21 protein-coding genes and 1 tRNA gene are annotated in these 22,027 nt (G+C 70.5%); 16 read left to right on the top strand and 6 right to left on the bottom strand.

Annotation, left to right across the window (positions count from 1 at the left end):
- The first annotated feature begins 15 nt into the window (after window positions 1-15).
- From topA to JNB62_RS17560, 4 genes are all read left to right on the top strand, one after another.
- A complete protein-coding gene (gene topA, locus JNB62_RS17545) occupies window positions 16-2,733 on the top strand; it encodes a type I DNA topoisomerase (RefSeq protein WP_220302187.1) in 2,718 nt (905 codons plus the stop codon).
- On the top strand, window positions 2,730-3,356 hold the full coding sequence (gene tmk / locus JNB62_RS17550) for a dTMP kinase (RefSeq protein WP_220302188.1): 627 nt from the start codon (window positions 2,730-2,732) through the stop codon (window positions 3,354-3,356). Before topA ends, tmk begins: the two co-directional genes overlap by 4 nt.
- 178 nt (window positions 3,357-3,534) lie before the next feature.
- Window positions 3,535-4,710 carry a DNA polymerase III subunit delta' gene (locus tag JNB62_RS17555; protein ID WP_220302189.1) on the top strand — a complete coding sequence of 392 codons (1,176 nt, stop codon included), beginning with the start codon at window positions 3,535-3,537 and terminating at the stop codon, window positions 4,708-4,710.
- The gene (locus JNB62_RS17560) at window positions 4,707-6,284 is read left to right on the top strand and encodes an alpha/beta hydrolase (protein ID WP_220302190.1); all 1,578 of its coding nucleotides are present in this window, start codon (window positions 4,707-4,709) and stop codon (window positions 6,282-6,284) included. Before JNB62_RS17555 ends, JNB62_RS17560 begins: the two co-directional genes overlap by 4 nt.
- Window positions 6,285-6,344: 60 nt before the next feature.
- On the opposite strand, the gene JNB62_RS17565 is transcribed toward JNB62_RS17560, so the two are convergent.
- The 3 genes from JNB62_RS17565 to JNB62_RS17575 all read right to left on the bottom strand — a co-directional run bounded on the left by JNB62_RS17565 (window position 6,345) and on the right by JNB62_RS17575 (window position 9,054).
- On the bottom strand, window positions 6,345-7,004 hold the full coding sequence (locus JNB62_RS17565; protein WP_220302191.1) for a methionine ABC transporter permease: 660 nt from the start codon (window positions 7,002-7,004) through the stop codon (window positions 6,345-6,347).
- Window positions 6,997-8,073: a methionine ABC transporter ATP-binding protein gene (locus JNB62_RS17570; protein WP_220302192.1), complete on the bottom strand. Its 1,077-nt coding sequence runs from the start codon at window positions 8,071-8,073 to the stop codon at window positions 6,997-6,999. The genes JNB62_RS17565 and JNB62_RS17570 overlap by 8 nt, the downstream gene beginning before the upstream one ends.
- 78 nt (window positions 8,074-8,151) lie before the next feature.
- Window positions 8,152-9,054 carry a MetQ/NlpA family ABC transporter substrate-binding protein gene (locus tag JNB62_RS17575; protein WP_220302193.1) on the bottom strand — a complete coding sequence of 301 codons (903 nt, stop codon included), beginning with the start codon at window positions 9,052-9,054 and terminating at the stop codon, window positions 8,152-8,154.
- 260 nt (window positions 9,055-9,314) lie between these two features.
- On the opposite strand from JNB62_RS17575, the gene JNB62_RS17580 reads away from it, so the two are divergent.
- A tRNA-Thr gene (locus JNB62_RS17580) sits at window positions 9,315-9,386 on the top strand.
- Window positions 9,387-9,446: 60 nt separating this feature from the next.
- Complete coding sequence (locus tag JNB62_RS17585; protein WP_220302194.1) at window positions 9,447-9,845, top strand: hypothetical protein; 399 nt, start codon at window positions 9,447-9,449, stop codon at window positions 9,843-9,845.
- A 30-nt stretch (window positions 9,846-9,875) separates the two neighbouring features.
- Here the strand turns inward: JNB62_RS17585 and JNB62_RS17590 are convergent, their stop codons facing one another.
- The gene (locus JNB62_RS17590; protein ID WP_220302195.1) at window positions 9,876-10,832 is read right to left on the bottom strand and encodes an EamA family transporter; all 957 of its coding nucleotides are present in this window, start codon (window positions 10,830-10,832) and stop codon (window positions 9,876-9,878) included.
- A 94-nt stretch (window positions 10,833-10,926) separates the two neighbouring features.
- Between JNB62_RS17590 and JNB62_RS17595 the strand changes: the two genes are divergently transcribed.
- Both JNB62_RS17595 and JNB62_RS17600 read left to right on the top strand, forming a co-directional pair.
- On the top strand, window positions 10,927-13,170 hold the full coding sequence (locus tag JNB62_RS17595; protein ID WP_220302196.1) for an MMPL family transporter: 2,244 nt from the start codon (window positions 10,927-10,929) through the stop codon (window positions 13,168-13,170).
- A complete protein-coding gene (locus JNB62_RS17600; RefSeq protein WP_220302197.1) occupies window positions 13,167-13,754 on the top strand; it encodes an isochorismatase family protein in 588 nt (195 codons plus the stop codon). Before JNB62_RS17595 ends, JNB62_RS17600 begins: the two co-directional genes overlap by 4 nt.
- Window positions 13,755-13,757: 3 nt before the next feature.
- Here the strand turns inward: JNB62_RS17600 and JNB62_RS17605 are convergent, their stop codons facing one another.
- Window positions 13,758-14,930: a S1C family serine protease gene (locus JNB62_RS17605; RefSeq protein ID WP_220302198.1), complete on the bottom strand. Its 1,173-nt coding sequence runs from the start codon at window positions 14,928-14,930 to the stop codon at window positions 13,758-13,760.
- Window positions 14,931-15,094: 164 nt separating this feature from the next.
- On the opposite strand from JNB62_RS17605, the gene JNB62_RS17610 reads away from it, so the two are divergent.
- The 7 genes from JNB62_RS17610 to JNB62_RS17640 all read left to right on the top strand — a co-directional run bounded on the left by JNB62_RS17610 (window position 15,095) and on the right by JNB62_RS17640 (window position 19,432).
- On the top strand, window positions 15,095-15,544 hold the full coding sequence (locus JNB62_RS17610) for a GNAT family N-acetyltransferase (protein WP_220302199.1): 450 nt from the start codon (window positions 15,095-15,097) through the stop codon (window positions 15,542-15,544).
- Window positions 15,541-15,849 (top strand): hypothetical protein, encoded by a 309-nt coding sequence (locus JNB62_RS17615; protein WP_220302200.1) that lies wholly within the window; start codon window positions 15,541-15,543, stop codon window positions 15,847-15,849. Before JNB62_RS17610 ends, JNB62_RS17615 begins: the two co-directional genes overlap by 4 nt.
- Window positions 15,850-15,975: 126 nt before the next feature.
- Window positions 15,976-16,380, top strand: coding sequence for a hypothetical protein (locus tag JNB62_RS17620; RefSeq protein ID WP_220302201.1), 405 nt, complete (start codon window positions 15,976-15,978; stop codon window positions 16,378-16,380).
- Complete coding sequence (locus tag JNB62_RS17625; RefSeq protein ID WP_220302202.1) at window positions 16,377-17,606, top strand: NRAMP family divalent metal transporter; 1,230 nt, start codon at window positions 16,377-16,379, stop codon at window positions 17,604-17,606. The genes JNB62_RS17620 and JNB62_RS17625 overlap by 4 nt, the downstream gene beginning before the upstream one ends.
- Window positions 17,603-18,019 (top strand): hypothetical protein, encoded by a 417-nt coding sequence (locus JNB62_RS17630; protein ID WP_220302203.1) that lies wholly within the window; start codon window positions 17,603-17,605, stop codon window positions 18,017-18,019. The genes JNB62_RS17625 and JNB62_RS17630 overlap by 4 nt, the downstream gene beginning before the upstream one ends.
- Window positions 18,006-18,389, top strand: coding sequence for a PRC-barrel domain-containing protein (locus tag JNB62_RS17635; protein ID WP_220302204.1), 384 nt, complete (start codon window positions 18,006-18,008; stop codon window positions 18,387-18,389). The genes JNB62_RS17630 and JNB62_RS17635 overlap by 14 nt, the downstream gene beginning before the upstream one ends.
- A gap of 473 nt (window positions 18,390-18,862) precedes the next feature.
- Window positions 18,863-19,432: a hypothetical protein gene (locus JNB62_RS17640; RefSeq protein ID WP_220302205.1), complete on the top strand. Its 570-nt coding sequence runs from the start codon at window positions 18,863-18,865 to the stop codon at window positions 19,430-19,432.
- On the opposite strand, the gene JNB62_RS17645 is transcribed toward JNB62_RS17640, so the two are convergent.
- A complete protein-coding gene (locus JNB62_RS17645) occupies window positions 19,398-20,060 on the bottom strand; it encodes a fasciclin domain-containing protein (protein ID WP_220302206.1) in 663 nt (220 codons plus the stop codon). The genes JNB62_RS17640 and JNB62_RS17645 overlap by 35 nt on opposite strands.
- Before the next feature lie 201 nt (window positions 20,061-20,261).
- On the opposite strand from JNB62_RS17645, the gene JNB62_RS17650 reads away from it, so the two are divergent.
- Complete coding sequence (locus JNB62_RS17650; RefSeq protein WP_220302207.1) at window positions 20,262-21,989, top strand: cytochrome c biogenesis protein DipZ; 1,728 nt, start codon at window positions 20,262-20,264, stop codon at window positions 21,987-21,989.
- Window positions 21,990-22,027 lie beyond the last annotated feature (38 nt).

Here is a 22,027-nt window from a genome sequence, read left to right on the forward strand (position 1 = left end):
GAAAGGACGCCCCCGTTGGCAGAAGGCAAGAAGCTCGTCATCGTCGAGTCTCCGACGAAGATGAAGTCGATCCAGGGGTATCTCGGCGATGGCTACGAGGTGCTCAGCTCGGTCGGCCACATCCGCGACCTCGCAGACAAGAGAGACATCCCGGCCGACAAGAAGGAGGCCTACGGGAAGTACTCGATCGACATCGACAACGGCTTCGACCCGTACTACGTCGAGAGCGAGCGCGGCAAGAAGACCGTCGCCGAGCTCAAGCGCGCGCTGAAGGGGGCTGACGAGCTCCTGCTCGCAACCGATGAGGACCGCGAGGGCGAGGCCATCGCGTGGCACCTGCTGCAGACCTTGAAGCCGAAGGTCCCGGTCAAGCGCATGGTGTTCCACGAGATCACCAAGGACGCGATCCAGGCCGCCGTCGGCAACACGCGCGAACTCGACCTCGCGCTCGTCGACGCGCAGGAGACCCGCCGCATCCTCGACCGCCTCTACGGGTGGGACGTCAGCCCGGTGCTCTGGTACAAGGTGCAGCAGGGCACGTCGGCCGGCCGTGTGCAGTCGGCCGCGACGCGCCTCGTCGTCGATCGCGAGCGCGAGCGCATGGCCTTCGTGTCGGCGTCCTACTGGGACATCGAGGCGCTCGCCGCCCCGAACCGTCCGCAGGGCCTCGACGAGTCCTTCTCGACGCGTCTGGCGCGCGTCGACGGCGCCGTCCTCGCCCGCGGCACCGACTTCGACGACCGCGGCCAGCTCAAGAAGGCCGTCGTGGTGCTCGACGAGGCGCAGGTGCGCGAACTCGCGGCCGCCATCGAGGCGGCGGCCGAGGCATCCGTCACGGCTCTCGAATCCAAGCCGGGAACCCGCAGCCCGAAGCCCCCGTTCACGACCTCGACCCTGCAGCAGGAGGCCGGGCGCAAGCTCTCGATGAGCGCCAAGCACGCCATGGGCGTCGCGCAGCGACTGTACGAGAAGGGCTTCATCACTTATATGCGCACCGACTCGACGGCGCTGTCGACGCAGGCCGTGCAGGCCGCGCGCGAGCAGGCCGTCGCGATGTACGGCGCGGAATCGGTGCCGCTGAACCCGCGCAGCTACCGCAACAACAGCAAGAACGCGCAGGAGGCGCACGAGGCGATCCGGCCGTCCGGCGAGCGCTTCCGCACGCCCTCGTCGGTCTCGGGCGAGCTGGACCGCGACGAGCTGCGGCTGTACGACCTCATCTGGAAGCGCACGATGGCCAGCCAGATGTCGGACGCGAAGTACGAGACGACCACCGTCACGCTCGAGGTGACGGCGGGGGGTCGGCGCGCCGAGTTCACCGCGTCCGGCACCGTGTACACGTTCAAGGGCTTCCTCGAGGCGTACGAAGAAGGCCGTGACGAGAAGCGCAGCGACGCCGACAAGTCCGACGACCAATCGCTGCCCGCCATGGCGGTGGGCGATGTGCTGCGCCTGCGCGACGTCGAGCCCAAGGGGCATGCGACCAGCCCCAAGCCCCGCTACACGGAGGCCTCGCTGGTCAAGGCGCTCGAAGAGAAGGGCATCGGCCGCCCGTCGACCTTCGCGAGCATCATCGACGTGATCCTGAACCGGGGGTACGTCACCAAGCGCGGGCAGGCCCTCATCCCGAGCTGGCTCGCCTTCAGCGTCGTGCGCCTGCTGGAGCAGCACTTCGCCGACCTCGTCGACTACGACTTCACGGCGGCCCTCGAGGACGACCTCGACGCCATCGCGCGAGGCGAGCAGAAGCGCCAGGACTGGTTGCGGGAGTTCTACTTCGGCTCGAGCGACCACGTCGGGCTGCGCAACATCGTCGACAACCTCGGCGAGATCGACGCACGTGCCCTCAACTCCACGCCGATCGGCGACGTCGCGACGCTCCGCTTCGGAAAGTACGGCCCGTACCTCGAGGTCCCGGACCCTGCGAACCCGACCGGGGAGCCCCGCCGCGTCAACATCCCCGAAGACCTCGCACCCGACGAGCTCACACCCGCGAAGGCCCAGGTGCTCATCGACGCCCCGGTCGCGGGCGACCGCGTCCTGGGCGAGAACCCGGCCAACGGCAAGCTCGTCGTGGTGAAGGACGGCCGCTTCGGTCCGTACGTGCAAGAGACCGACCCGCCCGCGGCGGAAGAGGTCGACGAGGCCACCGGCGAGGTCGTCGCCGTCGAGCCCGAGCCGGCTCCGAAGAAGCGCGGTGCCAAGAAGGAGGCGGCGCCCAAGCCGCGCACGGCGTCGCTGTTCAAGTCGATGTCGGTCGACACGATCGACCTCGAGACGGCGCTGAAGCTCCTCGACCTGCCGCGCACCGTCGGCATCGACCCCGAGACCGAGGTCCCGATCACGGCCCAGAACGGTCGTTACGGCCCGTACCTCAAGAAGGGCACCGACTCGCGCACGCTGCAGAGCGAGCAGCAGATCTTCGACATCACGCTCGAAGAGGCGCTCGCCGTGTACGCGCAGCCGAAGTACGGCGCACGCGGCGCGAGCTCGGCCCTCAAGGAGTTCGAGGCCGACCCCACCAGCGGCAAGCCGATCAAGCTCAAGGACGGCCGGTTCGGGCCGTACGTCACCGACGGCGAGACCAACGCCACGATTCCGCGCGGCGAGGACGCCATGGAGGTCACGTTCGAGCGCGCCGTGCAGCTGCTCGCCGACAAGCGCGCGAAGGGGCCCGCCAAGCGTCCGGCCGCGCGTCGCACCACGACGCGCAAGCCCGCGGCGAAGAAGTGACCGCCACCGGACTGTTCATCACCTTCGAGGGTGGCGACGGCGTCGGCAAGACGACCCAGGCCAGGCTCCTGGAGGAGTGGCTGACGGATGCCGGGCGCACCGTCGTGCGCACGCGCGAGCCCGGCGGCACCGAGGTGGGGGTGCTGATCCGCGACATCGTGCTGCACCACCGCGGCGAGGTGTCACCGCGGGCCGAAGCGCTGCTGTACGCCGCCGACCGTGCGCACCACATCGAGACCCTCGTCCGTCCCGCGCTCGCCCGCGGCGAGGTCGTGATCCAGGACCGCTACCTCGATTCGTCGGTCGCGTACCAGGGTGCGGGACGGGTGCTCGGACGCGACGAGGTGCGCGACCTCTCGCTGTGGGCGGCGGAGGGACTCCTCCCCGACCTCACGGTGCTGCTCGACCTCGACCCGGTCGCCGCGCGTGCCCGCCTCGACGCCGACGACAAGCCGTTCGATCGCCTGGAGGCCGAGAAGGAGCACTTCCACGCGCGGGTGCGCGAGGAGTTCCTGGCGCTCGCGGCGGCGGAGCCCCAGAGGTTCCTGGTGCTCGACGCCTCGCGTCCCGCGGATGAGCTCGCCGCCGCGGTGCGGGCACGGGTCCAGGCGCTGCTGGCCTGACAGCGGACGCCCCGGGCACAGCCGAGGGCCTCGACCGGCGGCATCCGCACCCCGCTTCCGAGATCAGGAGATCTGGCGAGGGCAGGACATTCCGCGCGTTTTCGTCCTGCCTGGGCGAGATCTCCTGATCTCAGGGGCGATGAGGACGGTGTCGGCCGCACGCTTTAGGCTGAGCGGGATGGATGCCGCGACCACCCCCGTGCCCGCCGCCTCGGCCGAAGCGCCGTGGGGCGACGTGTGGGGCCAGGACGCCGCGGTCGCCGCCCTGCGCGAGGCGGCGTCCGACCCGGCGGCCATGACGCACGCGTGGCTCATCACGGGGCCTCCCGGCTCCGGTCGCTCGACGCTCGCCCACGCCTTCGCGGCGGCGCTGATCGCCGAGCCCGGCGACGAGCGCACGATGCACCAGGTGCTGGGCGGCACCCATCCCGACCTCACCGCGCTGCGCACCGAGGGCGTCATCATCTCGATCAAGGACGCGCGCGCCCTCGTCGAGCGGTCGTACTTCGCGCCGTCGCTCGGTCGCTATCGCGTCATCGTGATGGAGGACGCCGACCGCATGGCCGAGCGAACCTCCAACGTGCTGCTGAAGGCCCTCGAAGAGCCGCCCGAGCGCACCGTCTGGATCCTCTGCGCGCCGAGCGACGCCGATCTGCTGCCGACGATCCGCTCCCGCGTGCGCACGCTGCGCCTGCGCGAGCCCGACGTGGCCGACGTCGCCGAGCTCATCGTGCGGCGCAGCGGCGTCGACCGGGCCGTCGCCGAGCAGTCCGCGCGCCACGCGCAGCGCCACATCGGCATGGCGCAGCGGCTGGCGACGGATGCCGCGGCCCGCGCCCGCCGCGATGCCACGCTGCGCGGCGTGCTCGGGGTGAGGGGCGTGGGCGACGCCGTCGAGGTCGCCGGCGCGATCGTGGCGGCCGCGACCGACGACGCCAAGGCACTGACCGCCGAACGCGACGAGGCCGAGCGCGCCGCGCTGCTGCGGACAGTCGGCATCGCCGAGGGCGCCGCGATCCCGCCGGCCGTGCGCTCTCAGCTGTCGGCTCTGGAGGACGAGCAGAAGCGCCGTGCCACGCGGAGCCTGCGCGACGGCATCGATCGCGTGCTGACGGACCTGGAGTCGATGTTCCGCGACGTGCTGATGCTGCAGTTCGGGCGCGACGCCGACGGACTCATCAACCGCGAGCTCGAACCCGAGCTGCGCGCACTCGCCGCGGCGTGGACCCCCGACCGCACGCTCACCGTCGTCGACAGGATCGGCGTCACGCGCGAGAACCTCGAACTCAACGCCGCCCCCGCGCTCGCCCTAGAGAGCATGCTCGTGACCGTCGCGAGCGGAAGGATCCCGTGAACCCGACCCAGCCGCGCAGCCGTCGCCGTCCCCGCCTGATCGCCCGTGCCGGGGCCGTCCTGGCGGGCGTGGTCGCGGCATCCCTCGTCCTCAGCGGATGCCTCTACTCGATGATCCCCGAGGACGCGCCTCGTCCCACCAGCAGCAAGGCGCCGGACTCCGACGGCGTCGCCGACGACCTGCTGCCGTACTACGAGCAGACCGTCGACTGGGCGACCTGCAACGGCACGTTCGACTGCGCGACGATCACGGCGCCTCTGGACTGGTCGGACCCGTCCAAGGGCGACATCGACCTGGCCCTGATCCGCCACCGCGCCGAAGGCGGCGGCGAGCCGATCGGATCGCTGCTGACGAACCCCGGCGGACCGGGGGCGAGCGGCATCGGCCTGGTGCGCGACTCGGTGGACTACGCCGTCGGCGCCCCGGTGCGCGAGAAGTTCGACGTCATCGGCTTCGACCCCCGCGGGGTCGGCGAGTCGACCGCGGTGACCTGCTACGACGCCGCCGACATGGACGCGTACCTGTTCGACATCCCGGCGAACCCCCGGGGCACGGACGCGTGGAACGACGAGCTGCTCACCAACCACAAGGCGTTCGGCGAGGCGTGCGACGCCAACAGCGACGGCATCCTCCCGTACATCACGACCGACAACTCCGCGCGCGACATGGATCTCATCCGCGCCGTCCTCGGCGACAAGGAGCTCTACTACCTGGGCTACTCTTACGGCACGTTCCTCGGTGCCACGTACGCCAAGCTGTTCCCCGACAAGGTGGGGCGGCTCGTCCTCGACGGCGCGATCGACCCGTCGATCCCCGGCCTCGACGTCGGCGTGTCGCAGGCTGTCGGCTTCGAGTCGGCGCTGCGCGCGTACATGGCCGACTGCCTGACCGACAGCGACTGCCCCTTCCGCGGCACCGTCGACGACGCGATGGCCGACCTCGGCACGCTGCTGGCCAGCGTCGACCGCGACCCGATCGCGAACGCGGACGGCCGCCAGCTCGGCGCCGACTCGCTCATGACCGCCATCGTCGCCGCGCTGTACTCGCAGGACAGCTGGGGCTATCTCACGCAGGCGCTGAGCGATGTGCTCGGCGGCGACGCGAGCGTGGCGTTCCAGCTCGCCGACTTCTACTACAACCGTCAGGACGGCGTGTACCTCGACAACCAGACCGAGGCCTTCCGGGCGTACAACTGCATGGACTACCCGGTCGATGCGACCGAGCAGCAGCAGGCCGACGCCGACGCGCTCCTGGCCGCGGAGGCGCCCACGATCGCGCCGTACTGGGACGGTCCCGACCCGTGCGAGGTGTGGCCGTACCCGGCCACGGGCGTGCGCGAGCGCATCACGGCCGACGGCGCCGCGCCGATCGTCGTGGTCGGCACCACGAACGACCCCGCCACCCCGTACCAGTGGGCGGTGTCGCTGGCCGACCAGCTGTCGTCCGGCGTGCTCGTGACGCGCGTGGGCGAAGGGCACACCGGCTACAACAAGGGCAACTCGTGCGTCGACGACGCCGTGAACACGTACCTGCTCGACGGCACGGCGCCGCAGGACGGCCTGCGCTGCGAGTGATCCCACACGCAAGGACGGGGTGGATGCCGCGACGGCATCCACCCCGTCCTTCTCGAGGTGTCAGCGGCGCAGCACCCGCCGCGCGAGCGCGTTGCCGAGGAACTGCACGAGCTGCACGATCACGATGATCACGAGCACGGCGGCCCACGTGACCCACGGGTTGAACTGCTTGAAGCCGTAGACGATGGCGAACTCGCCCAGGCCGCCGGCGGCGACGGCCCCGGCGATCGCCGTCATGTCGACCAGTGCGACCACGATGAACGTATAGCCGAGGATGAGCGGGCCGAGCGCCTCGCGCGGCAGCAGCCGCAGCAGGATGCGCGAACGGCTCGCGCCCGTCGCGCGCGCCGCCTCGATCACGCCCGGACGCACGGTGAGCAGGTTCTGCTCGACGATGCGGCTGATGGCGAACAGCGACGCGATCGTGATGGCGAAGATCCCGAACTCCGGACCGATGCCGGGGATGCCGACAGCGCGGGCGAGCGGCTGGACCGCTGCGAGCAGGATCACGAACGGGATCGGCCGGAAGAAGTTCACGATGACGTTGAGGGCGCCGAACAGGAACCGGTTGGGGAACAGGCTCCCCGGCCGGGTGGCGTACAGCGCGAGTCCGACGAACAGTCCCGCGATGCCGCCGAGCACGAGGCTCAGCGACACGACGTACAGCGTCTCGGCGGTCGCCTCCCACAGGTCGGGCAGCAGGTCGATGAGCCTATCCACGGGCGTCCTCCTCGATGAGCGGCGCGAAGGCCGAGACCGCGTCGATCGCCCGCTGGACGGCATCCGCTTCTCCCGTGAGCGCCAGCGTGAGATGACCGAACACGCGGCCCCGGATGTCGTTGATGCCGCCGTGCACGAGCTCGAACCGCACGTCGTGCGTCGCGAGCGCGGCGAAGACGTCCGCCTGCGTCGCGCCGCCGGCGCCGGCCTCGGCGCCGCCGTGCCCGATCTGCCCGCCGTCGCCGACCCGGAGCGTCACGATGCGACCGGGGTGCCGCTCGCGCAGCGTGCGCAGCTGCGCTCCCGCGGGCACGTCCTCGATGATGCTCGCGACGAAGCGCTGCGTCGCCGCGTGCTGGGGCGACGAGAGTACGTCGAACACGTCGCCGCTCTCGATGATGCGGCCATGCTCCATCACGACGACGCGGTCGGCGAGCGTGCGGATCACGTCCATCTCGTGCGTGATGACGAGGATCGTGACGCCCAGCTCGTCGTTGACGCGCTTGAGCAGGGCGAGCACCTCCTGCGTCGTGTCGGGGTCGAGGGCGCTGGTGGCCTCGTCGGCGAGCAGGATGCGGGGACTCGTGGCGAGGGCGCGGGCGATGCCGACGCGCTGCTTCTGGCCGCCCGACAGCTGCTCGGGGTAGCTCCCTGCCTTGTCGGCGAGGCCGACGAAGCGCAGCAGCTCGTCCACCCGCGCGGCGATCTCGGCGCGCGGGCGGCGGGCGACCTCGAGCGGATACGCGACGTTCTTCGCGACCGTGCGCGAGTCGAACAGGTTGAACTGCTGGAAGATCATGCCGATGTCGCCGCGCAGCGCGCGCAGCTCGCGCTCGCGCAGGTGGGTGATGTCGCGGCCGTCGATCTCGACGGTTCCCGAGGTCGGCGTCTCGAGGGCGTTCACGAGCCGCAGCACGGTGCTCTTGCCCGCGCCGGAATAGCCGATGATGCCGCACACGTCGCCCTCGGCGACGGTCAGCGAGACGTCGTCGACCGCCACGACGGGGGAGCCGTCCTTCGACGACGGCGGAAAGGTCTTGGTCACGCCGGTGAGGCGGATGAGGGTCATGCGTGCTCCTCGCGGGGAACGCGTGTGCGGCCCGCTCGCGCAGAGGCGATCGGGCCGCACACGACGGTGGTGCCGGTGTTACGAGTTCGCGCGGATGTCGTCCTCGACGTCGGTGAGCGACGCCACCAGGTCGTCGACCGGGGTCTTGACGAGCACGGCGGTGCCGCCGGACGCCTCCACCACGCCGTCGAGCACCTCCTGCGTGTTCTGGTAGATCTCCACGAGCTTCAGGTAGGTCGGGTTGTCGGCGTCCTCGGCCTTGGCCGCGAAGATGTTGATGTAGGGGATCGCGGCGGGGTCGGACGGGTCGTCCTGCGCGATCGCGTCGGCGGCAGTGAGACCGGCATCCTCGAGGAAGTCGTTGTTGACGATGGCCGCCGCGACATCGGGCAGCGAGGTGGCCGTGAACGAGGCATCCAGCGCCTCGACCTTGACCTTGGACTCCGGCAGCACATCGGCGACCGTCGAGAAGGGCGAGCCGCCGTCCTCGAGCTCGATGAGGCCCGCGGACTGCAGCACGAGGAGCCCGCGCGCCTGGTTGGACTCGTCGTTGGGCACGGCCACGGTGGCGCCGTCGGGGATGTCGTCGACCGAGTCGTACTGCGACGAGTACAGGCCGAGCGGGTAGATCGCCGTCGAGCCGATGGGCTGCAGGTCGTCGTCGCTGTTGACGTTGTAGGTGGCGAGGTAGATGACGTGCTGGAACTGGTTGAGGTCCAGCTCACCCGCCGAGAGCGCGGGGTTCGGCTGCGTGTACTCGGTGAAGTTGACGAGCTCGACATCGATGCCCTCGTCGGCGGCGGCCTCGGTGAAGGTCTCCCAGTACGGGTCGCCCGAGTTGACGACCCCGATGCGGACGGTCTGCTGCTCGTCGGTGCTTCCCGATGCCGAATCGGCGGCGGTTCCGCCGCAGCCGGCCAGGAGGAGGGCGGCCGGCAGAGCGAGTGCTGCGGCCGCGATGAGCTTCTTGGACGTGGACATGTGTGCGTGCTCCTGTGGATCGAGGCCCGTCGGGGCTTGTGACCGCGCACGCGATCCGTCGGACCGCGCACGCTTCGTCGCGGGCCGATTCGACCGTACGAGGGCCGGTGCCGATTCCCCGAACCGACGCGTAACACGTCGACACCGTGGAGGATCCAGGCCTTCAGGAAGGTGCGATCGGATGCCGCCACCCGGCGTGGTTCGCGAGCACTCCGCAAACCCTGTAATATCGATGCTTGTGCAACGCGCAAGCGAAGCGCGCCACCTTAGCTCAGTGGTAGAGCATCCCACTCGTAATGGGAAGGCCGTCAGTTCAATCCTGACAGGTGGCTCCGATGTGAAGACGGCCGCAGATCTGCGGCCGTTTTCCGTATCCCGGAGACGGAGGCCCGGTGTCAGACGCGATCGATGCCATCGCTGAGATCTTCGCCTGGATCGGATTCGGGCTCGGGGCGCTGCTGGCGGTCGTCGCGCTGATCATGCGCCTCGTGGACGGCACGTGGGTGCGCACTCAGGGGGTCGTGGACGACGGTCCGCACGGCCGTCTGGTGCGGTGGTTCGACGATCATGGCGGGGGAGTGGGTGCCGCCTACCTGACGCACGAGCAGGAGCGGCGCCTCGGCGCGGCCCAGACCGCCGACGTCTATGTGCGACCGGGGCGCCACGACCGGGTCCGGCTCACGCCGGGCTCGCCCGCCGTGCGCGCCGTCGGGCTGCTCGCAGCCGGCCTCCTGGCCCTCGGCGTGATCGCCCTGGCGACGTCGCTCGTCCTGCTGTTCGTCCGCGGCTGAGGCGGGCCTCCGCGGCTGAGCCTCCCTCCGTCACGCGAGCGCGAGCATGCCGCCGGCGACGAGCGCCAGTCCGAGCCCGAGCCACTGGATCGCCGCCACGCGTTCGCGCAGCACGAGAGCGGCGAGCAGGATCGTCCCCGCGGGGTAGAGCGCGGTCAGCGCCGACACGACGGCCAGGTCGCCCTCGCGCAGTGCGAGCAGCATGAGGGCGTTGGCGGCGGCATCCGCCACGCCGCAGAAGGCCGCGAGCCACCACGCGCGCCCGGCAGACGGCACGACCGTGACGGCGCCGCTCGCCGTGTGCTCCAGGTCCGCGCGCCCGCTCGGGGTGGCACCGAGGGAGGGCTCCGAGACGTGCAGGACCGACCTCGCCGCTGCGCCGCGGCGCACGGCCGCCAGCACGAGCACGCCGACCACCGCGAACGTGATGACGCCGCTCGTCGCCCTGCTGGCCACGAGCGGTGCAAGACCGCTCGCCGGAGAGGTCTGGTCGATGATGATCAGGAACGCTCCGATCGCCAGTCCCGCACCGGCCGCCATCGCCAGTCCGCGCGCGCTGGGACGCACGATCCTCTCGCCGGGGATGAAGCCGACCAGCACCACGGCGACGAGCGCGACGGCGAGGCCCGCGTAGCCGATCGGGGCGAGGGCCTCGCCGTCGACGAGCAGCCCCCACAGCATCGGCGCCACCGCCGAGACGACCGCCGTGAGCGGCGAGAGGATGCTCATCGGTCCGAGGGCGAGGCATGCGTACAGCAGGGCGATCGCGACGACGCTCACGACCCCTCCGAGAACGCCCCACGCGATGTCGGCGCCGCTCCCGGCGCCCCCGAGCAGCGGCTGGGCGACCGCGAGCGCGATGAGTCCCGACAGGGCGGCGACGGCGGTGACCACGAGTGAGCGCAGGCGCTTGGCGGCGAGCCCGCCGAGGAAGTCGGCGGAGCCGTAGACGAGGGCGCCGAACAGCGCGAGAGCGGCGGAGAGCATCGCCACGGAGCCTAGCGAAAAGGCGGTCGGCGACCGGGGACGGGATCCGCCGGCGATTTGCATCATCACCCAATTTGCTAGATAAGCTAGCGATATGACGCAGCCCCACCACGCGAGACGAGTGCCGACCCGATGGCTGCGGATCGGCATCCCGGTCCTTCTCGTGCTCGTGTGGCTGGCGGCAGGGTCGATCGGCGGCCCGTACTTCGGCAAGGTCGACGAGGTCTCGTCGAACGACCGCTCCACCTTCCTGCCCGAGAGTGCGGACGCGACGCAGGTGAACGCGCGGCTCGCGGACTTCCTCGGCGAAGAGAGCATCCCGGCTGTCGTCGTCGTCACCGGCGACGGTGAACTCACTGAGGACGACATCGCCGACGTCCAGGCGCTCGCAGACGACATCGCCGAACTGGACGCCATCGCGGGCGACGTCTCGCCGCCGATTCCTTCCGAGGACGGCGAGGCGGTTCAGCTGTTCGTGCCGATCGACGCCTCAGGCGAGGTGGGCGACACCGTCGCCGAGATCCGCTCGATGGCTGCCGAAGAGCTGCCGGACGACCTCACGGCGTGGGTCACCGGGCCCGCGGGGTTCACCGCCGACCTCGTCGAGGGGTTCCTCGGCATCGACGGGCTGCTGCTCGCGGTGGCCCTCATCGCCGTGTTCATCATCCTGGTGATCGTGTACCGCTCGCCGCTGCTGCCGGTCCTCGTGCTCGCGACATCGGTGTTCGCGCTGTGCGCCGCGCTGCTGACGGTGTGGTGGCTCGCCTACGCGGGCATCGTCGTGCTGAACGGCCAGGTGCAGGGCATCCTGTTCATCCTCGTGATCGGCGCCGCCACCGACTACGCCCTGCTGTACGTCGCGCGGTACCGCGAGGCGATCGCGACCGGCGCCCGCAAATGGGATGCCACCCTGACGGCCTGGCGCGGCGCGTTCGAGCCGATCCTGGCGTCCGGCGGGACCGTCATCGCGGGCCTGCTGTGCCTGCTGCTGTCGGACCTCGCCACCAACCGCGCCCTGGGTCCGATCGCCTCGATCGGCATCGCCTTCTCGGTGCTGTCGGCGCTGACCTTCCTGCCGGCGCTCCTGGCCCTGTGCGGCCGCGCCGCGTTCTGGCCGTTCATCCCGAAGCAGGCCGCGGCCGCGATCCCCGACGACCTGACCCAGCCGGCGAAGGGCCTGTGGCCGCGCCAGGCGCGCTTCATCGCCCGGCACGCGCGAGCCGTCTGGATCGTGTGCACCGTGGTCCTGCTGGCGGGTGCCCTGGGCATCACGCAGCTGAAGGCCGACGGCGTGCCGACGAGCGACCTCGTGCTCGGGGCGTCCGAGGCGCGTGACGGGCAGGATGTTCTGGCCGAGCACTTCCCGGCAGGATCAGGCTCGCCCGTGTACGTCATCGTGCCCGAGGACGAACTGGCGGCGGCCGTCGAGGTGCTCGACGACTCGGACGGCATCGAGTCGGTCTCGGTGGCGTCGGCGGACTCCCCGACGGGCCAGGCGGCCGTCGAGCTCGAGGACGGCGAGCCGGTGTTCACCGCCGTCGGCCCTCCGGGCACCCCCGCCCCCGAACCGACGGTCGCCGACGACGATGTGCTCGTCATCGGGACCCTGACGGATGCCGCCGACTCGGTGGCCGCCGAAGACACCGTCCGCGAGCTCCGCGTCGACCTGGACGACGCGCTCGGCGCGGGCACGGCACTCGTCGGCGGAGAGACCGCGACCGACATCGACACCAACGACACCTCCACGCGCGACCGCACGCTCATCATCCCGGTCATCCTCGCGGTGATCCTGGTGATCCTCATGCTGCTGCTGCGGTCGATCCTCGCCCCGGTGCTGCTCATCGCGACGGTCATCCTGTCGTTCGCGACAGCGCTCGGCGTCAGCGCCCTGGTGTTCAACGGTGTGTTCCAGTTCCCCGGGGCCGACCCGGCGGTGCCGCTGTACGGGTTCGTCTTCCTGGTGGCGCTCGGCGTCGACTACAACATCTTCCTGATGTCGCGCGTGCGCGAGGAGTCGCTCGTCCATGGCACGAGACCTGGGATCCTGCGCGGGCTCGTCGCCACCGGTGGCGTCATCACGTCGGCCGGGCTCGTGCTCGCCGCGACCTTCGCGGCGCTCGGCGTCATCCCGATCCTGTTCCTGGCGCAGATCGCCTTCATCGTCGCGTTCGGCGTGCTGCTCGACACGTTCGTGGTGCGCTCGCTGCTCGTGCCCGCGCTGTCGTACGACATCGGGCGTGCGATCTGGTGGCCGTCGAAGCTGTGGAGAGTGGATGCCGGCGGCCCGGCATCCACCCCCGCCACAGGCGACAGAACCCGGCGTACGCTCGAACCATGAGCAAGGCACTGTTCATCGTCGACGTTCAGAACGACTTCACCGAGGGCGGCGCGCTGGGGGTCGAGGGCGGCGACGCCGTCGCCCAGGGGATCTCGCAGTTCCTCGTGACGCACGCCGAGGACTACGCCGTGATCATCGCCTCGCGCGACTGGCATGACGGCGACAACGACAACGGCGGCCATTTCGCCGCCGGCGAGCCGGACTTCGTCGACACATGGCCCGCCCACTGCGTCGCGGGCACCGAGGGCGCCGAGTACGATCCGGGGCTCGACACGGCCGCCGTCACGCACCACGTCAAGAAGGGCCAGGGCAAGCCGGCGTACTCGCTGTACGAGGGAACGACCGATCAGGGCGAGACCGTCTCTCAGCTGCTGGACGCCCACGGCGTGGTCGACGTGGACGTGGTCGGCATCGCGACGGACTACTGCGTGCGGGCCTCCGCCCTCGACGCGATCGAGCACGGCCGCCACGTGCGCGTGCTCACCGACCTCGTGGCAGGTGTCGCGCCGGCGTCGAGCGAGGCGGCCCTGGCCGAGCTGGCCCACGCCGGCGCAGAGCTCGCCGAGGCGGCATCCCGCGACTGAGGCTCAGGCCGCCGGGCCCTCGATGAGCGTCACGGCGGCCGACCGCGGTGCCCCCGAGCGGTCGACCCACGTGAGCGTGACGGTGTCGCCGGGCTCGTAGCCGGCGAGCAGCGTCGAGAGCGCGTCCGCATCGGCGACCGCCGTGCCGTCGACGGCCGTGATCGTGTCGCCCGCGGCGAGTCCCGCGTCGGCGGCCGGGGTGCCGTCGATCGCACCGGCGATGAGAGCGCCCTGGGAGCCGGAACCGCCGTAGCGGTACCCGGCGGGCACGCGCGCCACCTGCACGCCGAGGAAGGCGGGCGAGCCGATCGCGACGCCGTCGGTCTCGTCTCCGGCGCGGATCTTGTCGACGATCGCGAGTGCGTCCTCGATCGGGATGGCGTACGCGACGGTGGTCGCCGAGCCGCTCGAGGCGGCGGTGGTCATGCCGACGACCTCGCCCTCGGCGTCGAGCAGCGCACCGCCCGAGTCGCCCGCCACCACATCGGCGGCGAACTCGATCATGCCGTCGAGCGTCTCGCCGGCCGTCAGGCGGTCGGACGACGTGGTCACCGACGAGTCCAGTTCGGTGATCGCGCCGTCGGCAGCGAGGAGCACGCCACCGCCCGACGCGTTCCCGACCGCGGTCACCGCGTCGCCGACGGTCTCGGCATCGTCGTCGATGGTGACCGTCTGCAGGCCGCTCGCGCCCTGCAGCTGCAGCAGCGCCACGTCGTCGTCGGCATCCGTCCCGACGACGGCCGCCGTGTACGTCTGGCCGGTGGCGGCGATCGTGACGGTGATCTCGGTCGACCCCTCGATCACATGGTTGTTGGTCAGCACCAGGCCGTCGGGGGTGAGCACCATGCCGGTGCCCGCGGCTTGGGCGTCCTCATAGCCGAGCGTGGTCTCGATGATCACCACGCCCGTGGACTCCGCGGTGTCGGCCGTCGTCGCGGGCGTCTGGCCGGACGCGCTCTGCGACGAGCCGCCGTATCGGGTCGTGCCGCCGCCGTACGCGTCGTACGGCCAGTCGCTTGCCGCCGGAGCGGCGGGGAGGGATGCCGCCACCGCCGTCGGCGGGGCGCTCGCCGTGTTCGCTGCGGCGGCGAGCGGCGCGGCCAGAGCGAGCGAGCCCGCCACGACGAGGCCGACGCACGCGAGCGGCGCGCGCCGTCGATACCAGGGTGCGGGCATCGCTCGCGTGGAGTCGGCGGCCTGTCCGGGTGTGCGGTGTGTGAACATGGTGCCCTCGCTCTCTGTCCGGTCTCCATCGGAACACCCGACGCCGTGAGCGGACGATCCGGCGCCTATGCGCCGGTTATGGATCAGCGCGCCGTGGGACCGCTAGCCTCGGCATCGTGACCACCATCCGTGCGCTGCTTCCCGCCGACCGCGACGTCTGGGAGCCGCTGTGGCGCGGCTACCTCGAGTTCTACGAGACCGAGCTTTCCGAAGAGCAGACGGCGCTCACCTGGAACCGGCTGGTCGATCCGCAGTTCCCGATCCACGGTGCGCTCGCCGTCGACGAAGGCGGCACGGCCGTCGGGATCGTGCACTGGCTCACGCACGCCGCGACGTGGTCGGCCGAGCCGTACTGCTACCTGGAGGACCTGTTCGTCGATCCCTCCCAGCGCGGCGCGGGCGTCGGGCGCGCGCTCATCGCGCATGTCGCCGACTGGGCCGAGGCGCACGGCTCACCGAAGGTCTATTGGCTCACCCAGGAGACGAACACGACGGCGCGGGGGCTGTACGACCGGGTGGCGACGCGCACCGGCTACGTCCACTATCAGATCGGACTGGGCGCATGACCGCGGGCGAGTCCGGTGCTCTCGAACGCCGCACCGGCGACCTCATCGCGACGCTGCTGCTCATCGGCTTCTCGGTGGGCGTGGCCGTCGTCATGTTCTTCGTGGCGCTGCTGTGGGCGGTCGGCGCGCACGACAACACGCTCGCGATCGTGCTGGGCGGTTACCTCCCGCTGGCGTTCTGCATCATCGGCGGGGTCTTCGGCATCGTCGCCCTCTCGCGTCGCCGGCTCGCCTTCTGGTACCCGCTGATCGCTCTCGTGCTCAGCGCGGTGGCCTGGCTGGTGGCGCTCGCGGTGGTGCGCTGACATCGCCTCCATGCACCCCTGATGAGGATGCCCCGGGCGGAATAGACCATCCGGCGGATGCCCGTCAAGGCTGGTCCATGTCGGCTCCTGAAGTGCCATCGTGGTGCACGGAAAGGAGACGGTGGAGTGAAGCGCATGCGACGATCGGCTGTCGGGCTCGTCGTCCTCGGCGCCCTGCTGTCAGGCTGCGCGGCCTCCGCAGCAGACATCCAGCCGATGGCCGCCGACGCCCTCTCGGCGGCGCGCTCCGCCGACCTCGGCATCGACCTCCACGAGGCGGGTCGGACCTTCCCGACGACCGCCGACGTCGTGCTCGAAGACATGGCCGGGCAGCTGGGGGACGTCATCGCGCAGCTCGAAGAGACGCAGACGGCCGACGACGCGGCGGAGCGCGACCGAACACGGACGCTGTCGGCCGCTCGTGATGCGATCGACGCCATCCACACGGCACTGCGCGGCGACGACGCCGCCGCGCAGCGCGCGCTGACCCCCGCGATCGAGGTGCTCCAGGACGTGGCGGGTGAGCGATGAAGAAGCTGTTCGCCGTCGCACTCGGCATCCTCACCGCCATCGGCGGATTCGTCGACATCGGCGACCTCGTCACCAACGCCGTGGTCGGATCGCGCTTCGGGATGGGGCTGACGTGGGTCGTGCTGCTCGGGATCGTCGGTATCTGCGTCTATGCCGACATGTCGGGGCGCGTCGCTGCGGTGAGCGGACGGGCCACGTTCGAGGTCATCCGCGAACGACTCGGACCCCGCGCAGGCCTGGCGAATCTCACGGCGTCGTTCCTGATCAACCTGCTCACCCTCACCGCAGAGATCGGCGGCATCGCGCTCGCCCTGCAGCTGGCGGCCGGCGTCGGGCCGGGGATGTGGATCCCCGTCGCGCTGTTCGCCGTGTGGATCGTGGTCTGGCGGACGAAGTTCTCGATCATGGAGAACGTCGCGGGACTGCTCGGCCTGTGCCTGATCGTGTTCATCGTCGCGCTGTTCCTGCTCAACCCGGAATGGGGAACCCTGGCGACCCAGGCCGTGCAACCGTGGAGCGAGGTCTCGGGGAACCCGCTGTCGTACTGGTACTTCGCTGTCGCGCTCTTCGGTGCCGCCATGACGCCGTACGAGGTGTTCTTCTTCTCGTCCGGTGCCGTCGAAGAGGGCTGGACCGCGAAGGATCTCTCGACCGAGCGGGCCAACGTGTTCGTGGGCTTCCCGCTCGGCGGCATCCTCTCGCTCGCGATCGCCGCGTGCGCCGCCGTCGTCCTGCTGCCCCAGGCGATCGAGGTGACCTCGCTCTCGCAGATCGTCCTGCCCGTCGCGGAGGCGGGCGGGCAGCTCGCCCTCGCGTTCGCGATCGTCGGCATCCTCGCCGCGACCTTCGGCGCCGCTCTGGAGACGACGCTGTCCAGCGGCTACACGCTGGCGCAGTTCTTCGGCTGGAGCTGGGGCAAGTTCCGCCGTCCCGCGCAGGCCGCGCGATTCCATCTGTCGATGATCATCTGCCTGCTCATCGGCGGCGGAATCCTCGCCACCGGCGTGGACCCGGTGGCCGTGACCGAGGTCTCGGTGGTGTTCTCGGCGGTCGCTCTGCCGCTGACGTACTTCCCGATCCTCGTCGTCGCCAACGATCCCGAATACATGGGCGACAAGGTGAACGGGCGTGTGCGCAACGCGCTCGCCGTCGTGTTCCTCGCCGTCATCCTCGTCGCGGCGCTCGCCGCGATCCCGCTCATGATCGTCACGGGGATGGGCTCATGAGACGCGCCCGCACGCCGCAGCATCCGCTCGACTGGTACCGCGATCCTGACGGTCGCGCCGTCGACGCGCGTCTGCACCTGCTCGACCGCCAGATGCTCGACCGCGACGACGTGCCCATCAGCACCGTCGACGACATCGAGATCGTCGGCGTGGAGCTGGGCGAGGCGATCGATCACGACGCCGCTCCGACGGTGGCCGCGATCCTCATCGGCGCTGCGGTGCTGCCCCGCGTGTTCGGCGGAAGCATGCCGCGCTCGCGGTGGGACCGCATCGAATGGAGCCGTGTGCACAGGCTCGACACGGTGGTGCGCATCGATGCCGAGGCCGAGCACCTCGACGCCACATGGCTCGAGCGGTGGATCCGCGACCGCATCATCGCCAGAATCCCGGGAGGCCGCCATGCTCCTGAGTGAGCTGCTCGACATGCCGGTCACCGACGTGAACGGAGACCGTGTGGGCACGGTGGTGGATGTGCGGTTCCGCCGCGGCGCGCGGCGCCGGGACCATGAGGGCGACCTCGAGCTGATCGCGCTCATCGTGAGTCCGCACAGCCGGCTCTCGATGTACGGGTACGAGCGGGGCCGCGTCAACCGGCCCGCGGTCGTGGCCCGCCTGATCGGATGGGCCCACCGCGGGGCACGCCTGATCCCGTGGGAATGCGTGCGCGTCGTCGAGAGCGACGGAGTGGTGCTGGGGGTGGCCGTGCCGGAGATCCCCCTCGACGTGCGTCGCGGCATTCCCGGGACGACCGGTTCCGCACTGCGTGAGAGTCAGTCTGGTTGATGCCGCGCCAGCGGCGGGACGGCCGACTGGCGATCGCGATGGAAGTGGTGCCCCCACAGGGACTCGAACCCTGGACCCACGGATTAACCTGCTGCACTGAGTCTCCCCAGCCACCGTCTCCGGCTTGCAGTCTGGACTATATCTTCACCTTCGGCCGGGCCGGTCAGGTGCGCCGCGTGTAGTCTCTGAGGTTCCCTTGCGGTTACCTGCTGATCGCCCAATCCCTCGGATTGTCACTGCCTTGCGGCGAGTACCTCGGGCTCTCAGGGTGTTCCAGCATATAGCGGCGGTCATCCGACGCATTTCTGCGCCGGCGCTCCATTTTGTTCTGTTGAAGTCCGTTGCTCTAACCAACTGAGCTATAGGGGCCCATCCACCCTAGCAAGCGTCGCGGCAGGTTCAGAGCGTCGGAGCCGGCTCGTACCCTCGTGCCCGTAGGGATCCGCGATGGACCGGCCGAATCGAGGCGACACATGAAGATCTGCGGCACGTGCCGGCAGTCGAAGCCACTCGACGACTTCAACCGGAAGTCCTCGAGGCTCGACGGGCGCCAGGAGGTGTGCAGGGACTGCAACCGTCAGTCGTCGCGTGCGTACTATGCGCGAAACAGAGACCGCCACGTCCAGGCCATCGTCCAGCGGACCGCTCAGCGACGCGTCGAGTCCAAGGCGTTCCTCGTGGCGTACCTCCGCGAGCACCCGTGCATCGACTGCGGCAACTCCGATCTGAGGGTGCTGGACTTCGATCACCGGCCCGGCGCTGGCAAGCGCAAGGACGTCATGTCCATGGTCAAGGAGGGCTTCAGTCGCAAGAAACTCGAGGACGAGATCGCGAAATGCGATGTCCGCTGTCGGAACTGCCATGCGATCGTCACGCTCGAACGGGCGGGGCGGAACTGGCGATCGGACGCCATGCGGCAAGAGGCGAGCAACGCGTCGACGCGCCAAAGGACCGCCGACACCCCCGCGTCGGCGGCCCTGCCCCAGCTCCCGCGGGAGCGGGGAACGGTCACTGTGCCGGCGGCATCAGGACCGAGTCGATGAGGTAGACGGTCGCGTTGGCGGTCTGCACGCCGCCGCAGATGACGTTCGCGTCGTTGACCATCCATGCGTCACCGCTGCCGGTCACCTCCACGTCTGCGCCCTGGACGGTGGTGTGCGAGCCCGCGATGTCGGCCGGCTCGATGCGACCGGGCACCACGTGGTACGTGAGGATCGACGTGAGCGTGGCGGAATCGGTCTTCAGCGATTCGATCGTGGCCGGGTCGATCTGGGCGAACGCGTCGTCGACGGGCGCGAACACGGTGAACTCGTCGCCGTTGAGCGTGTCGACCAGGTCGACGTCGGGATTGAGCTGCCCGCTCACCGCGGCGGTGAGGGTCGTCAGCAGGGGATTGTTGGATGCCGCGACCGCGACCGGGTCCGCTGACATGCCCTCGATGGACCCGTCGCCGTCCGGCACGGCCTCGGCGTAGCCGGCGCAGCCGGGCCCGACGAGGTCCGCGGCGGGATCCGGCGTCATCGCCTCCTCCGTCTCCTCCATGGCCGGCGTGGACGCCTCCGACGTGGGCTCGGCGGTCGAGCCGCCCATCGCGCAGGCCGACAGCGCGAACGTCGCCGCCACGGCCAGGGCGAGTCCTGCCGAGATGCGCTTTCCAGTGATGCGAGACATGTCTTCCTCCTCTTCACGGCCGGTGCGACCGCCTGTGGGGCTCCGTGGGGAGCGTGCCGCGGAAGCGGCGACATGAGCTGTTCGGAGACGGTGCGGGATCGGATGGGAGATTCCTGTGCCGAGTGCGGAGCGGGGGCGGCGGCATCCCCATCCGATCGGGCGTCCGCAGCGAACAGAGCTCGTCACGCAAGGGGAGCACGCATGGAACTCGTCATCATCGGTCTGCTGGGCGGGCTCATCACCGGGATCTCGCCGTGCATCCTGCCGGTGCTGCCGGTCATCTTCCTCACCGGCGGTGCGCAGTCGGCGCGGTTCGAGACCGACGCGCCGGACGGCGTCGCTCCGGCGTCGCGCTGGCGGCCGTACCTCGTGATCGCGGGGCTCGTGACGAGCTTCACGCTGGTCACGCTGCTGGGCTCTCTGCTGCTCGGGGCCCTCGGGCTCCCGGCCGACGCGCTGCGATGGGCGGGCATCGCCGTGCTGGTGCTGATCGGCATCGGGCTGCTCGTGCCGCGGTTCGAGCGGGTGCTCGAGAAGCCGTTCCAGCGGCTCGCGCGACGCTCCGAGGTCGACAACCGGCGCAACGGGTTCGGCGTCGGACTCGCGCTGGGCACGGTCTTCGTCCCGTGCGCCGGGCCCGTCCTCGCGGCGATCATCGTCGCGGGCTCGACCGGCCGCGTCGATGCCGGGACGATCGCCCTGACGGTCTCGTTCGCCGTGGGGGTTGCCGTGCCGCTGCTGTTCTTCGCGCTTGCCGGCCGCGGTCTGGTGGAGCGCATCCGGGCCTTCCGGCGCCGCGAGCGCGGTCTGCGGATCGCGGCCGGAGTGGCGATGCTCGCGCTCGCGGTCGGCCTCGTGTTCGACGTGCCGCAGGCGCTGCAGCGTCTCGTGCCCGACTACACCGCGAGCATCCAGCGGCAGCTCGCCGAAAGCCCCGACGCGCGACGCGCGCTGGACCTCGGCGGCCTGGTCACGGACGAGAACCGGGACCTCGACCGATGCACCGCCGGCGCCGAAGAGCTCGAGTCGTGCGGCCGGGCGCCGCGCATCCGCGGCATCGACGGGTGGCTGAACACCCCCGGCGGCGCGCCGATCGAGCTCGCCGAGCTGCGCGGACAGGTCGTGCTCATCGACTTCTGGGCATACTCGTGCATCAACTGCCAGCGCAGCATTCCGCACGTCGTGGCCTGGGACGCCGCGTACCGCGACGCCGGACTGCGCGTGATCGGCGTGCATTCGCCCGAGTACGCCTTCGAGAAGGATGCCGCGAACGTCGCCGCCGGAGCACGTGACTTCGGCATCACGTACCCCGTGGCGCTCGACAACGACCTGGCCACGTGGACGAACTACCGCAACCGCTACTGGCCCGCGCACTACCTCATCGACGCCGAGGGGACGGTGCGCCACATCTCGTTCGGAGAAGGGGAGTACGACGTGACCGAGAAGCTCATCCGCGATCTCCTCGCCGATGCCGACCCCGGCGTCGTCTTGCCGGACGCGACGGAGGTGGCCGATGAGACGCCCGACGACACGCGCACGCGCGAGACGTTCCTCGGCTTCGCGAAGGATGTGAACTTCGGCGGCGCAGGCGACTACCGCGCAGGCGATGGCGTGTACACGGCGGGTGCCGCCCAGCCCGAGGACTCCTTCGCCCTGAACGGCGCGTGGCGCATCGAGTCGCAGTACGCGACGCCGTCGGGCAGCGCAGGCGGCGGCATCCGTCTGCGTTTCCACGCTCAGGAGGTGCGCATGGTCCTCGCGGGCACCGGCGAGGTGCGCGTGCGCCTGGACGGCGGCGACGAGCAGACCGTGCAGGTGTCGGGCACGCCGCGCTCGTATCCCGTCGCCGTGGTGCAGGATGCCGCACCCCACGTCCTGGACGTCGAGGTGTCGGCCGGCGTCGAGGCCTACTCGTTCACCTTCGGGTGAGCAAGACCTCTTCGAGCCGGGGCGGGTGGGGCATGCTG

The organism is Microbacterium jejuense (genome assembly GCF_019511665.1).
Lineage (GTDB): Bacteria > Actinomycetota > Actinomycetes > Actinomycetales > Microbacteriaceae > Microbacterium > Microbacterium jejuense_A.